This window comes from Lacibacter sp. (assembly GCF_057361365.1).
This window is the reverse complement of the sequence record NZ_JBMQSG010000010.1, coordinates 1-15,306: the sequence shown is the minus strand read 5'-3', so window position 1 is coordinate 15,306 and position 15,306 is coordinate 1. Positions and strand designations below refer to the sequence as shown.

The window sequence follows — 15,306 nt, the reverse complement described above, 5'->3', positions numbered from 1 at the left end:
ATTATTTGTGTTTACTCAATTGCACCGCACTTTCAATCGCCAACACCATTGCATCGGCGCTTGCAATTCCCTTACCTGCAATTTCAAATGCAGTTCCATGATCAACCGATGTACGGATAATGGGCAAACCCAACGTGATGTTCACACCTTTCACACTATCCATTTGTTGTTTTTCTGCATTCCATTTAAAGCCTGCAAGTTTGAAGGGGATATGTCCCTGGTCATGATACATCGCCACTACGCCTCCATATGCTCCCATCGCTGCTTTTGCAAACATGGTATCAGGTGGTACAGGACCTTCTACATCATAACCCAATCGCTTTGCTTCAAGAACTGCCGGTAAAATTTCTTCATCATCTTCTGTACCAAACAAACCACTGTCACCTGCATGCGGATTTAATCCAGCCACGCCTATTTTCAAATTTGTTTTGCCTAAACGTTTCAATCCGTCAACGATCAATTCAATCACCTGTACTATCCGTTCTTTCTTTACCAGGTCACATGCTTGTCTGAGTGATACATGTGTGCTGACATGAATAACATTGATATAATCTTCCACCAGTAACATCGCATATTTCTTCGTGCCGGTATAATGCGCATAAATTTCTGTATGACCGGCGTAATGATGCCCGGCTTCGTTGATCGATTTTTTATTGATGGGGCCAGTAACTGTTCCATCTACTTCTTTTGCCAACGCCAATTCGATCGCTTTCTTCACCGCCTGGAACGAGGCTTCGCCACACATGGCGTTGATCTTTCCAAACTCCAGTTTATTGATATCAGTAATACCAAGATCATACACATCGATCGTTCCCAATTCAAATTTTGCATCTGCTACTTTTGAAACAGCATTCACTTTTGCATTCAGCTTCAATAAATCAATGATCTGCTGAAACACCACTGCATCGCCAACCAGTAATGGTTTGCAGATGGCATGAATCTCTTTTTGCAACAATGCTTTTACTGCAATCTCGGGCCCGATACTGGCAGGGTCGCCCATTGTAATTGCTAAAACCGGTAATGAACTCATATCTACTATCCTTTTATTTCTGAGTATGCTTGAATTAATTTTTGTTTCTCGTCTTCATTCAGCGATTGCAATGGCGGCATCACCACATCTACACATAAATCTTTATGCTGCATCAATACTTTTAATGCCCATAAGCTTTCGCCCAATGTTTTTCCACTTTGGTAAATATTGCCATAGACATCACTCAGCTTCTGCATCTCGTATGCTTTTGTATGATCACCTGCTGCAACAGCTTTTTTCATTTCATCATAGATCTCCGGCATTAGATTGCCTGTGCTTGGGATCAAGCCATCACTGCCGCCAATCAATGCATCTGCTGATTTTGCCGCCCAGCCAAGAAAATGACCAAAGTCTTCACGGTCTTTCCATAAAGCTAATGATTGTGCTAATCGTTCGTCACTGCGTTCTGAATCTTTTGTCGCAATGATGTTTGGGTGATGACTTAATTCATCAATCAACTGCAACGGAATACTCATGTGAGTGGTTGCAGGAATATTGTAAATGATCACCGGTAAAGGTGATGCATTAGCCAATGTTTCAAAATGATTTTTCATCTGCGTTTCTGTCAACGCATAGTACGATGGCAATGTTGCTGCCACTGCATCTACTGCATGATCAGCACAAAACGCTGCAAACTCAATTGATTCAGCTACTACGTTCGATGAAATGCCGGCGTATAAAACTGTTCCTGCTTTTTTATGTTTTGCTGCTGATTTTACGTACTGCTCTTTTACATCAGCAGGCAATGAAGCCGACTCTCCTGTTGTACCGAGTATAAACGGAGAGATGTTATGTTTATAAAACTGATCAAATAGTTTTCCGACAGCGGCATCATCAATCTGCAACGCTTTGGTGAGCGGTGTTACTGCCGGCACAATTACTCCACTAAATTTTTTATTCTTCTTCATCAAAAAGCCGATTTAAAAATGCTCACCGCATCCTGTTCTGTAATTTCTCTTGGATTATTTTTCAACAAACGCTGGATCTTCATTGCTTCACTCGCCATTTGCGGAATGGTTTCTTCTTTCACACCAACTTCACTTAATGTTGTCGGGATGCCACAAGCCTTGTTGAGTTCTTTTATTTTCTCCACACCTGCTTTGGCTGTAGTCCATACATCTTCTTCTCTTTTGCAGCCCAATGCAACTGCAACATCAGCATAGCGATCTGCTGAAGCCACAATATTATACTCCATCACATAAGGCAATAACACAGCATTCGATAAGCCATGTGCCAAATGATACATACTTCCCAACGGATATGATAATGCATGCACGCCTGCTGTATTCACAGGACCCAGACAAAAACCACCGTACAAACTGCCCATTGCAACTTTTTCTCTTGCTTCAATATTGCTACCGTCTTTTACTGCAGTTATAATATTTGCTGCAATAAGACGCATGCCTTCGTATGCAAACAGATCGATAAACGGTTGTGCAAATTTGTTTGTGTATGCTTCCAGGCAATGTGTGAGTGCATCCATCCCTGTTGCAGCCGTAATTGCTGGTGGAACTGAAACAGTCAGCAAAGGATCAACATATACAATATCAGGAACAAGGAACGGACTGATAATACCTTTCTTCTGATTATCTGTATCATCAACCAAAATTGCATTGGGCGAAACTTCGCTACCTGTGCCCGATGTTGCAGGCACACAAATGAGTTTTTTCTTTCTTCCCTTCAGCAAACCGATACCGACATAATCTCTCAGCTGTTGTTTATTCCCCAACTGTGCTGCAACAAGTTTTGAAATATCCAATACACTGCCGCCACCAATACCTATCACCACATCCGGATTAAATGGAGCCACCTTCTTCATTAATTGTTCAAAATCGCTGAAAGATGGTTCGGCAACAATGGAAGTATCTATCAACACTTCAATGGATTTCTCTTTGAAGGGAGATATAAATGCATCAATTGTTTTCTGTAATGGAGCAATCGTTGCAATAAATATTTTCGATGGTTTCATTTCCAGAATATCATCAGCTAATTGTGGCAAAGTGCCGTTACCAACTACCAACTTACCCGGAAACATTATTTTAAAAACAGGAACAGACATAAACGATTGATTAAAACACAGATTCTTCATTAAAGCCAGAACCGGCAATTGATGGCACATCTACTTTTTGAATTCCTAAACGTTCGCACCAATGTTCAAAACGATTATGAATATCATCGAGTGTATTTCGTTGATCGGGTGTTAATTTGTTAGCAACGGCACGGCTGATAGTACGCACAGGCAATCCACGTTTCTGCAAAAAATATTTTGCACTCATGGGATATGCAATATGAATAAGCGGATCAACTTTTGTTAATTCTTCCTGCAACCATTTTACTTCTTCCTGTTTGTCAGGATTAGTTGCATTGTTCACCATCCACACCATCACTTCAGGATAAAAATTACCGGAGATCGATGACATGCCTTTTGCACCTGATTGCAAACTGAATGCTGCATTAGGTGTATGTGCATCATAAAACTCCATGTTATTCGGCGTGTCTTTTAAAACATCAAGCTTGGCCTGCACATTTTCATGTGTGATAGAAGTATCCTTGTGATAGATCAAACGATTGGCAGAAAGTAATTGTTTAAATACGGCAGGACTGATGATCCGTTTATAAGGTGCAGGACATTCATACATACCCAACGGAATATTTCCTGTTGCCTGGAACATCTGTTCGAAATTGCGCAGCAACACATCATCACTATCTTCTTCTTTTGCGAAATGACCTGTGATCATAATTGCAGCATCAATACCTGTATCAAAAATCTGTCGGGTGAAGAGTGCTTTGTCTGCAATGGTTAAACCAAACGATCCCGTTGCAACAACAGGCACACGACCTCTCACCTGTTTTACAATATGCGACGTTAAATTCAAACGCTCATCTTCCGTAATGCTGAACATTTCGCTGCTGAGACAGTTGGCGAAGAAACCTTTTACACCGGCAGCTAAATAAAATTCGATCAATGTGCTTACCACATCCAGGTCAACCTCGGCTTTGAGGTTGTAGGGAGTGATCATAACCGGAACAAACTTTTTATCAGGCATAACAACCAATTTTTGAGTGCATAAATGTGCAATCATTCAACTCCTTATAAAATGTTGCATTTAACTATTCTGCTGTACAATTTTACTGTTTCGAAGGCCGGAGTTTAGTAACAAACAACCCCGTAAGGAAAATGCTCAACGTTCCCACCACAATGATCATGTTCTTATGCAATGGATTTCGCAGGAAAGCGTAGTTCTCATCAAGTCTGCCGGAGAACGTCATCCATAAGATAACGATAATACCAATGATAACGGCCGTTATTGCTGCAGCATTTTTTGCCTGCCGGCTGATAAGCCCCAGCAAAAACAAACCCAGCATTCCTCCAGCAAAAATGCCGCTCAGCTCCCACCAGATATCGAGCAGACTTTTTGAACCGATCATTGCCAAACCCGTACACAAACCAACTACACCAAATGCAATGGTTGATACATGCAACAGATACAGTTTGCGTTTATCTGTGATATCCGGTTTAATATATTTCTGATAAATATCGACTGTGAATACTGTTGCCGATGCATTCATATTGCTGCTGATGGTGCTCATGGCGGCAGATAACAAAGCAGATACGATCAAACCAACCAAACCTGTTGGTATATTATTCACCATAAAAAACGGCAACACTTTATCACCATAATCTGCAGCCGTTAATGAAGCAGCCAGTTCTTTTACTTCGGGTGAAGTAACGGCAGCACCTAACCGCTCTGCAGCTACCTGTAACTTTACCGGATCGATCAATCCCGGTTGCGTTTGATAAAATGCATACAATGCCGTGCCGATCACAAAGAATAAAAATGAAGCCGGCACATAGATCCACACGCAAAGCCAAACCGACTTGCTTGCCTGCTTCGATGTTTGTGCGGTATGATAACGTTGAATATAATTCTGATCCATCCCGAAATTATTCAGGTTGATAAAGAAACCGTAGAACAGTACCACCCAAAAAGTCGATTCAGTAAAATTGGGCGAGAAGCTGCCAAGACTTGTTTTATGATCAGCTGTTGCCACATCAATGATTGTTGAGAACCCACCGGGAATTTCTTTCACCACCAAAAACAAAATCAATAATGCTCCCAATGTTTTAATAATGCCCTGTGCCACTTCTGTCCAGATCACTGCTTCAATACCACCAAGCACTGTATAGAAAATGATACAAATGCCCATTACAATCATGATGGATTGCATACTGAAACCTGTAAGTGCCTGCAGACTTAATGCAATACCAAAAAAGATGGAACCCATACGTGCAAACTGTGTCAACAAGAAACAGATCACTGCGTAGGTGCGTGCCCACGGCCCGAAACGTTTTTCTAAATGTGTGTAGGCCGATATTTCGCCGGTGTTGCGATAGAAGGGCACAAAATATTTGGAAGCGATCCATGCGGCTAACGGCATCGATATACTGAACACAAATGCATTCCAGTTACTGCCGAATGCTTTGCCCGGCACACCTAAGAATGTATTGCTGCTTAAAAATGTTGCGTAGATAGAAAGACCAATTGCCCAACCCGGAATTTTTCCTGATGCTTTTGTAAACTGATCGCTGTTTTTATTCTTGCGTGAAAAATACATGCCGATGCCGATCATGGCAAGCATGTACACGGCAATCACCGCAAGATCAATAAATGGCAAATTGTGCATCGTTGGCCTCCCCAAACCCCTCCGAAGGAGGGGCTTATATCAACATTAGTAATTAAATCATCTTATAAAATTAATTCTGCTATCGTTCAATTTTGATCTTAGAAAAGCAAGGGCTGTGAACGGATGGCCTCCTCCTTCGGAGGAGGTTGGGAGGAGGCTTTAATCGTCAGATGTTATTCCTGTATTCTCTTTCACACCCGGCCATTGCTTATTCACAATTTCTTTCAACTCCAGTTTGTTTGGATCAACTACCACATGTTTGATTTTTTCTCTTCTCCACGTATAAACAATATGCACCAATCCATCTTTTGTTTGTATCACTGATGGATAGGAATACTGGCTAATGGGTGAATCTTCCAGCACCAACGCTGCACTCCAAATTTTTCCATCTTTGCTGATGGCAACATTCAACGGCGTACGTGGACCTTTTCCATTTACCCATGATGCATTCGGAAGATTATGATTGTACACCAGCAACTGTCTTCCATCTTTCAATGTTACTGCATCTGTTCCTGAATTATTATTCGGTAAAGCAGATGCTTTCATTTCGCTCCATGTTTTACCGCCATCATTACTCCAGCTTTCGTTGAGAGTTGTGTTACGGCTGCGACAAAGAATCTGCAAACGCCCATCTGCATATTTCAAAATACTTGGTTGAATGGCTTGCAATATTTTCGGATCGTTGATGGCTTCAGTCTTTGTCCATGTTTTGCCGAAATCTTTTGTGAATTCAATATGCGCTTTCCACCCGGTTTTTTCTGTACTGCTTGGACAAAGCAACACTCCATTGATAAGTTCCGGTTTGTTTTTAATCGGCCCTAAAAATCCTTCGGGTAATGCTTCACGTTTGCTCCATGTATGTCCGTTGTCTTTGCTGCGCATCATCCAACCTGTCCAGCCTGCAACGTTGGGCCCTATTTTATAAAACAATAACAACTCGCCATTCGGTGCATAGAACAAAACAGGGTTATACGTTGAATAACGAAGTGTGTCATTCATTACACCATCAGCAACTTTTGCGGGTGCAGTCCATTGTCCGTTTTTAAAGTGACTTGTCCAGATGCACACATCTTTGTTGCCTTCTTTTGTACCACCAAACCAGGAAGCAATCAAACCTTCCGGAGTTTCTGCAATGGTTGCTGCATGACTTTCGGGAAACGATGCACGGTCGAAAATAAATTCATCTTTTACAATTCCTTTTCTCCATTTCTTATTACGGACGAATGTATAATTGCCAGATGGCACTTCAAGAATAACAGAACCATCGTCTTCTTTTATGAATTTGACATCCTTATTAGTTGTTACCGCTTTCCCTCCTTCTGTAATTTCTTCAATGCTGTTCGCAGGAATATAAATTGTGGCTGATGTATTGGCTGGTATACTGATTTTCCATTCGAATTTATCAGTTGAATTATTCCATTCACTTTTGATCAAGCCATGAAAACTATTGTACGATGCTTTAACAAAATCTAACCCAGCAGGCAATGTTGGTTTCATGATGATCTTCTTAAAAGCAACGTCGGTTTTATTCGTACGAATGCCAGCAAGATTTTCATAATACCAAGTAAGCAAGTCACCCAACAACATCACATGGTTCTGACTATTCATGCCGGGATCGGCAGTGTTACCATTCCACAATTCCCAAATAGTAGTTGCACCATTCTCAGCCATATAACCCCAGCTTGGATAAGTTTTGTTTGATGCCATGATATAGGCCAGATCAGGATAACCATACTCCGTTAATCCACGCATGATCCATTGTGAGCCGATCAAACCTGTACTGATATGTCCATGATTTTCTACATGTGTTTTAATGCGGATCTTTTCAAATACTGCAGTGCGTAAGGAATCAGGACAAATGCCAAAATACAACGGCAACAAATTCGCCGTAACGGTATTGTTGCTGTATTGCTTCAGTTTCGGATTGTAAAATGTTTCCTGAAATGCAGTGCGGATACTATCACTCAGCAAACCATAATAATTTGCATCTGCTTTGTTGCCGGTGATGTCGGCAAAACGTTGCATGTAAGAAAGCAACTTATAATAGTAAGCCGTTGCAATGAGTTTACCATCGGTTAAACGGTTGCTATCTTTTGCGTGAATGAGTTCTAAACTTTCAGGCGGTACACACCAGTCGCCATATTTATCACGGGTAACAATATAATTCTTCATGTACTTCCCTTTCATGTACATCATCCATTTCCTCATCGAAGGATAATGTTTCTGAATGGGTGTTACATCGCCAAACTGGTTATACAGATTATTCGTGATGAAGAAATAAGCCGCAGGCCATGTTACATCATCGCTGTAATAATTCCAGAAAGCAGGTGCCACATCAGGAATACTTCCTTCTTCTGTTTGACTATCTTCAATATCCTGCATCCACTTAGCATAGAGGCTTGCATTGTTGAAAATATAACTCTCGCCTTGTGATCCAACTGTCCGATCGCCTAACCACGGTTGACGTTCGTTGCGTTGCGGACAATCAACCGGCATGCCTTTGTAATTCGATGCAATACCCCACCATGCATTTTTATAAATTCGATTCAGTACATCGTTTGCTGTTTGAAACGATCCTGTTGTCTCAATAGCATCGTACACCAACTTGCCTTCAAACTGGTTGAGTGTTGGAGTACCGGGAAAAGTTGATACTTCCACATAACGGAAACCGTTGTACACAAAAGAGGGTTGCCAGCTTTCGTTACCTGTTCCTTTTAATGTATAAATGTTTGTCACCTTTGCATCTCTTAGGTTTTTGACAAACACTTCTCCATCAGCTTGCAAACTCTCTGCAAAACGAAGTGTGACTTTATCTCCTTTCTTCCCGTTGATGTTTTGCAGTTTCACCCAGCCTGCAAAATTTTGTCCCATATCAAGGATATATTTTCCGCTTGCTGTTTTTTTGATAGAGATGGGTTTGATGGTCTGCATCACTTTCATCGGCTCGTTGGTTTGGGCGACCAGTTTTCCTGTTGGAGCTTCCACTAACTCAGGTTGCATCCATTTGCTGTCGTTAAAGCCAGCTTTCGTCCAGTCATTGAATTCTTTTGTCGCATCATATTCTTCACCATCATATTCATTGTTCGTTCTGATCGGACCATCTACATTCAACTTCCAGCTTTCATCACTTACTACTGTTTTTGTTGTTCCATCCGTGTATTCAATTTCTAACTGTAACAATAATTTCGGGAAACCGAATGTGTTATGCTTTTGTGTTTTGTAATTCTGACGCATGGTAAAGAAACGTCCGTTACCCAGCACTGCAGCAATGGCGTTATTACCTGCTTTGATCTGTGCCGTTACATCATGCGTATTATAGAAATAAGTTTTGCGATAGTCGGTTGGATTAGGTGCCAGCACCTGGTCACCGATCTTTGTTCCGTTGATATACAACTCATACATACCCAAACCAGAGATATAGGCCGTTGCTCTTTTCACTGCCGGCTTACTTGCAAATTCTTTACGCAGGTATCTTGCGCTTAGTCTACTCCATTGTGTTACGCTATCCCAAGCTGATGCTTTATCATAACCGATCCACTTTGCTTTCCATTGTTCTTTAGTAAGTCCGGTTGCGAAGAAAGCTGTTTGTGTTGTTTGTGCTGCACCTTTATTGGTTTGGACAATTACCTTCCAGAAATATTTTTTGGCGGGTTGTAATACTGGACCATTGTATGGCACATGCAATGTTTGATTACTGTTTACCACAGCCGATTTCCATACATCGCCTTTGTTCTGTTGCAGGTTTTGTGGACTGCTGCTTACGATGACCTGGTAACTTGTCTGCACAACATTGCGCAGGTTACTTTGTAGCTGCCAACTGAGACGAGGTTGCTTTGCTTCGATGCCCAAAGGATTCACCCGCATTTCGCAACGAAGATTCTGCACCGTTACTTGTGCAGAAATTTGTTGAAGAAAAAGGAGCAGAACAAGTATCGTTACTATTTTTTTCATTGTTATTGTGCAGAGAAGTTAAAGTATAAGTTGATGTGCAGCGCCCTTGCCGGATCTTTCTCGTAATCGTAGAAAATATTTTTGCTACCCATAGGGCCTGTTGTTTCGTTACGCTGTGTTTTGCTGCCGATACTGCTGATACCTTGCATAAATGAAATATCACCTGAAGGGAACAACGGTTCATAATTATGCCACTGATCGGTTTTCCATGCTAGTGTAAACAAACGAAGGAACAAACCTTCATTTTCTGTTACAACGGTGAAGCGATTTGTTTTGGTGAAGAAGTAACCACCATAGAAATTAGAATGATAACCTTTAAACTCCGGATAGATCCACGGCGCTTCACCTGTTTCTGTATTGTTGTAGGTTTTACTCCACACACCGAATTGGTTTCCTTTTAACCGGTTTTTCCAGACACGGTATGGCCCATCGCCCATATAAGTTACCGATTGTATTTCCTTTTCCGGAAATGAAAAATTAATACCGGCGAAGTTGGTAAAGTAAGAAGCAGGAAAATAGTTCACCTGCAACTGCACCCAACCGGAAGGATAGATCGTCCACTTGAGTGTGTTGTAACTTTCTTTTTGATTGAAAGTTGATTCAATGATGAAGTTATTTCCTTCTTTGAATTGTTTGAATGATTTAAAATTGTTGACGCCTTCCTGCAATACCGGGCCGTTGTTGAAAGGCAATTCGCCTTTTGCATTTTTCACTAAAACAAGTAAGCCATTATTCCTATTCAGCACAACAGTTACATCTTTTACATTAATAGTCAGCAATGAATCTGCTTCTGAAGTATTGATGGTATTGTTGCCTTCTTTCACAATCATTCTTGCACCTGTTGTTGCCGGGCTGCTGATGGGGAAACTCCAGGTAAACAATTCTTTTTGAGCACGGTCTTTCACCGTTACATACAACACATCATAATTTTTCCAGTCGGCGGGTAACGGAATTTGTACAACTCCTTTAGCGCCGGGTTGAATATCTGGAGCAGTTGTTTTGCCTTCTGTTTCTTTTGAAGTCGTTATTTCAAAACGTTTCAGCTTCCAGGTGAAACTGCATTCTTTTGTATTGGTAAAATGATAGCGGTTCTCGATGTTCAGTTTACCATCAAACCCTTCAGCAATTTCTCTGCGTTCAAAATACACCGGGCTCCACACTTCTTTTATGGTATAAAAGCTTGCTTCTTTTTCATGATGCGGACCAACAATACCATCGGCTGCACGATGCTTATCGGTATCGAGTGAATCGTTCTTGTCTTTTCGTACAACCGCATTATCTGCAAAGTCCCAGAGAAAACCACCCGCACTCAACGGATTATGCCACATTTTTTCCCAATAATCTTCAATACCTGCACCATGACCGCCATCAAACTGTCCATGCAAAAACTCAGTTGGCATCACGATCTCTTTCCCATTTTCATAGTTTCCGATTCCATAATTATATTCACGGTAATGCTGAGTATCGAACCCGCCAAACAATTGCCAGGGATGTACAACAGGACGCTTTTGAATATCAAATTCTGAAAAATACTTGTCGAGATCTAAATTGTGACCGCCTTCATTGCCATTTGCCCAAATAATGATGGAGGGATGATTCACATCATGATCGATCATTTCTTTCAGCAACTTCTTTCCTGTCGGTTCATCATAGTTACCATGCCAGCCTGCGAGTTCATCCATCACAAACAAACCAAGCGAATCACATACATCAAGAAAATGATCATCAGGCGGATAATGACTCATCCTCACTGCATTCATATTCATTTCTTTCATCAACAACACATCTTCAATACTGATCTGCTCGCTGGTGGTTCTTCCTGTTTCCGGACGAAATGCATGACGGTTCACTCCTTTCATTTTTACCTTCACGCCATTTACATAAATACCATCACGTTGCTTTACTTCTACTGTGCGGAAACCGAATTGCTTTGTTACAGAGTGAAGTTCTTTTCCATTTTTATAAATCGTAAAAACAGCTTTGTACAATACCGGTGATTCCGGATTCCATTGTTTGGGCGAAGTGAATTGATTGTTTAGTACAATTGCATTGTTTGCTTTGTCCCACTGCATGGCAATGGGGTTGCCAAACTTTTCATTTACTGACGAATATAATTGTACCGATACAGATTCTGGAGCTGCATTTGTTTTGATGTTTGCAGTAAAGTTTCCATTTGCTTTTGCATCAATCGCTACCTGTTCAATATGCACAGCAGGTAGTACTTCCAGCCACACCGGACGAAAGATGCCACCAAATATCCAGAAGTCTGCCTTTCGTTCTGCTTCATTCACCGATTGATTGGCTGAATGTTTGGCAACAGTTACTTCAAGTACATTTTCTCTTCCATAATTAAGCAACTTGCTAATATCATATTTGAATGCATAAAAAGCTCCCTGATGAATTGCACCTGCAGACTTGCCGTTTACTTTCACTTCTGCATCTGTCATCACTCCTTCAAATACAATGTTGATGACTTTGCCTTTCCAGTTGGCAGGTGCGTTGAAACGGTGTTTGTACAAACCTTTTTCTTTTCCACGTACACTATCCTTTGCAAAACCATAATCGTATTTGCCAAAGCCCTGCAACTCCCAGCAACTCGGCACAGCGATCTTTGTCCACTTGTTGGCATTCATGCCTCCCGTACAAAAGAAATCCCATTGCACGGTTTGATCGCTGCCTGTTCCGGAGAGATAAAGTTTTTCTGTTGTTTGCGCAGAGAGGTGAATGGTTAATAGTGAATGGTGAATGAAAAACGCAAAAACAAGAATGTATTTAAACATCTTGCTTCTTGTAAAGTTGCTTGTATATAATTCACAATTGACCATTGACCATTCACATTTTACCAGTAATTTTTTCAAGCTTCAACGACGAAGCCACTTTCTTTCCATTCACCCACACACTCAATCCTTTTCCTTTTTTATATTTCAACCCGTCTTTATCCCAAATGATGGTAACGATCTTTCCATGATACAACACATTATCCAGACAGAACCAGTTCCACTTATTCTCCGGTAACAATGGATTTACTTCAACTGTATTATCTGCTCTTGGTCGTAAACCAACAAGCCCGCTGATGATAAGATCATTGAATGTTGAGTGATTATAATAACGGCTGCGTTCTTCATCACCTTTCAACCAAAAGCCCGTCTTCTCATCAAGGTATTCACCAATGTAAGGACGGCCACGATAGTATTGCGATTCAACATAAGTATTCAACAAGCTGAAGTAATTACTGTCAGCTACATAATCCTGTTTGTAATTATTCAACAGGTTGGCCATGCCTGTTAATGTTTGTGCAGTGGCAAATGGCCATACCGCACCATCCCACTCACATTTGCAACAACCATGTGTACGAAACTCCGGATGACTGCGATCTGCTGTCGTAATCCCGAATGGCGCACAAAATGTTTTTGTATCCATCAAGCTTCTCCATGCAACATTGTACGTATTATCGGGCATATTAAAATACCAGGGAATAAAACCGATCTCTTCTTTTACATTCGACAGTGTATCTCCTTTCTCTTTTTTTACTTCGAAGAACTGGTGCTGCGGATGCCAGAGCAGTTGTTGTGAAAGTTGTTTAATAGAATCTGCTTTGCGATTGTATAATTGTCCAGTACTTTGATCGCCGTTTAATTGTGCAATTGCAGACAAGGCTTTTGCATTGCCAAACATATAACCATTAATAGAAGGGCGTGGATTCTTTTCGGTTCTTCCACCACTGATCGTTTCTTCCATTGCATCACGCACATCAAATTGCCAGAACAAACCATTGGCAGCTTTCTTTTCCTGTTCCCATGCTGCATAATCTTCTTTCAGATCAGGAAGCATGTTCAACAAAAACTGTTTATCAGCATTTACGAGGTAACGGTTATAGATCGCATCAATATTCCAACTGCTGTAAAAACGTAAACGCTTCAATGGCTTGCCATCATTACCCCGATACCATACATGCAGGTTGTTATCCATGTAGGTTTTATCATGCAACCATCTTGATTCATAAATATGATGACCAAGACCACTTGAAATGAGATTGTATTTATCAGCATAACTCCGCTGGATCAAAAATTCAGTAAACACAAATCCCTTTTCTGTTTTCTTGATGTGCTTACGTAACGTCCACCAGCGATAGTAAAAGATCTCTTCGAAATTTTGCTGGGGACATTCGAACAACGGAATATTTTTCTTCATCCACTCCCAGCTTTTTGCATTGGGAATGGCTTGCTCAATATTCGGCTCTTCCATTGTGTTGAAATAATCAACGTAGTGTTTGAATTGATCCTGTTTAAGTACTAAAGGTTTTAATTGAGCAGAAGCATTGTACCACAAAGACATAGAGAACGCTAAGACGCACAAAGCCTTTGTGAACCTTCGTGCCTTAGTGCCTTGGTGGTTCAAAAAAAAATTACTTACAGTGAATGTCCTATTCATTCTATTCGTCACAGATTTTTTGTTTTTACTGAATGAATAAAATAAACCGCTTCCTTCGCTCTTGAATTTGCATTCGGCAAATCATAATCCTGGTCGGTAGGTGTATCAGCATCAGGAAAGCGACGTGTAACACCTGTACGGAACAACAAACGTTCTACCGATTCAACCGGCTGGAAAAATAGATTGAGGTTAGGTTTACCATTATTGATCGTAACAGTATAGAAACGGGTTGTTGTGTTTAGTTCAATTTTGATAGCAATTTGTTCACCCGCATTGTATTTACCAATGCTCTTATTCCGATAACCTTGCTTGGTTAAAATACTTCCGGTTGAATCGAGCATTACACGAAGCGTAGCGGTTCCTTTTTTATCGAGCAATTCAATTTCAAGGTTACCTGTATTTGTTTGTTGAGCTGATATTGTAAACTCAACTACCAGGTTCTTTGATTCAGGAAAAATGCGTTCCACTTTTGCATAATCGAATGGATCGCTGTCGTGCAAGGCTATTACTTTTTGATTGTTCACTGTTTCCACGTTCACTCGGCACCATAACGGACTATAAATATTCCATTCATTTAATTCTTTGCCTGCAGCCATGTTGTTGAAGACATCATTTACATGTGCAGTTACTTTATTATTTACTGGAACAGGAACACGACTCACCCACATATCTTCTTTGTTCATGCTATAGGTCACCCACATGTTATTATCTGCAGGCTTACCATCCATTTCCTGTATACCACGTACATATTGCGGGCCATAACTTTTATACGCACCGCCATAACGCATCGAAGTGATCTCGCCATTTACCAGCAAAAGATTTTTATACTTTAATCCATCATCACTTACGCTAACGGCCAAAGGCCAGCGAAATTCAGAAGGATTGTATACTGTTGCATATTTTCCATCGCTGGTTCTCTGTCCCCAGATCTTTGCATTGGAGTTCACAAAGCCCGGCGCTCTTGTTGGATTGTATTGCCAGGTTTTTCCTTCATCTTTTGAAATACTTGTTAATGCGGACTTCCAAAGCCCCACTACATTGCCATTGGGCAGATGATAATAGTTGAATGCTTTGAAATCTTTTTGTAAAGGGATCAACGGATCATTACGATCAGCTTCTTCCACTGTTTGCATCATCAGTAATGGAGTGCTGAGAATTTCTTCGCAAGCTGCCACAAAGCCTTTGTCTTTTGATGATTTGTAAAATGG

The 15,306-nt window shown here is 40.9% G+C and carries 9 protein-coding genes; all 9 read right to left on the bottom strand.

The window, feature by feature from the left end:
* Position 1: 1 nt before the first annotated feature.
* Positions 2-1,030 carry a 4-hydroxythreonine-4-phosphate dehydrogenase PdxA gene (gene pdxA, locus ACO1QW_RS08615; RefSeq protein ID WP_486257577.1) on the bottom strand — a complete coding sequence of 343 codons (1,029 nt, stop codon included), beginning with the start codon at positions 1,028-1,030 and terminating at the stop codon, positions 2-4.
* Between the two features lie 5 nt (positions 1,031-1,035).
* Positions 1,036-1,938 (bottom strand): dihydrodipicolinate synthase family protein, encoded by a 903-nt coding sequence (locus ACO1QW_RS08610; RefSeq protein WP_486257575.1) that lies wholly within the window; start codon positions 1,936-1,938, stop codon positions 1,036-1,038.
* Positions 1,938-3,089, bottom strand: coding sequence for an iron-containing alcohol dehydrogenase (locus tag ACO1QW_RS08605; protein WP_486257573.1), 1,152 nt, complete (start codon positions 3,087-3,089; stop codon positions 1,938-1,940). Before ACO1QW_RS08605 ends, ACO1QW_RS08610 begins: the two co-directional genes overlap by 1 nt.
* Positions 3,090-3,099: 10 nt before the next feature.
* On the bottom strand, positions 3,100-4,077 hold the full coding sequence (locus ACO1QW_RS08600; RefSeq protein WP_486257571.1) for a dihydrodipicolinate synthase family protein: 978 nt from the start codon (positions 4,075-4,077) through the stop codon (positions 3,100-3,102).
* An 82-nt stretch (positions 4,078-4,159) separates the two neighbouring features.
* Positions 4,160-5,716 (bottom strand): sodium:solute symporter family protein, encoded by a 1,557-nt coding sequence (locus ACO1QW_RS08595; protein ID WP_486257569.1) that lies wholly within the window; start codon positions 5,714-5,716, stop codon positions 4,160-4,162.
* Positions 5,717-5,875: 159 nt separating this feature from the next.
* Complete coding sequence (locus ACO1QW_RS08590; RefSeq protein ID WP_486257567.1) at positions 5,876-9,667, bottom strand: family 78 glycoside hydrolase catalytic domain; 3,792 nt, start codon at positions 9,665-9,667, stop codon at positions 5,876-5,878.
* Between the two features lie 2 nt (positions 9,668-9,669).
* Positions 9,670-12,447, bottom strand: coding sequence for a glycoside hydrolase family 2 protein (locus ACO1QW_RS08585; RefSeq protein ID WP_486257565.1), 2,778 nt, complete (start codon positions 12,445-12,447; stop codon positions 9,670-9,672).
* Between the two features lie 52 nt (positions 12,448-12,499).
* Positions 12,500-14,002 (bottom strand): MGH1-like glycoside hydrolase domain-containing protein, encoded by a 1,503-nt coding sequence (locus tag ACO1QW_RS08580; protein ID WP_486257563.1) that lies wholly within the window; start codon positions 14,000-14,002, stop codon positions 12,500-12,502.
* Between the two features lie 104 nt (positions 14,003-14,106).
* Positions 14,107-15,306, bottom strand: a 1,200-nt coding sequence (locus tag ACO1QW_RS08575) for an exo-alpha-sialidase (RefSeq protein ID WP_486257561.1), incomplete at its 5' end; no start/stop codon positions are given.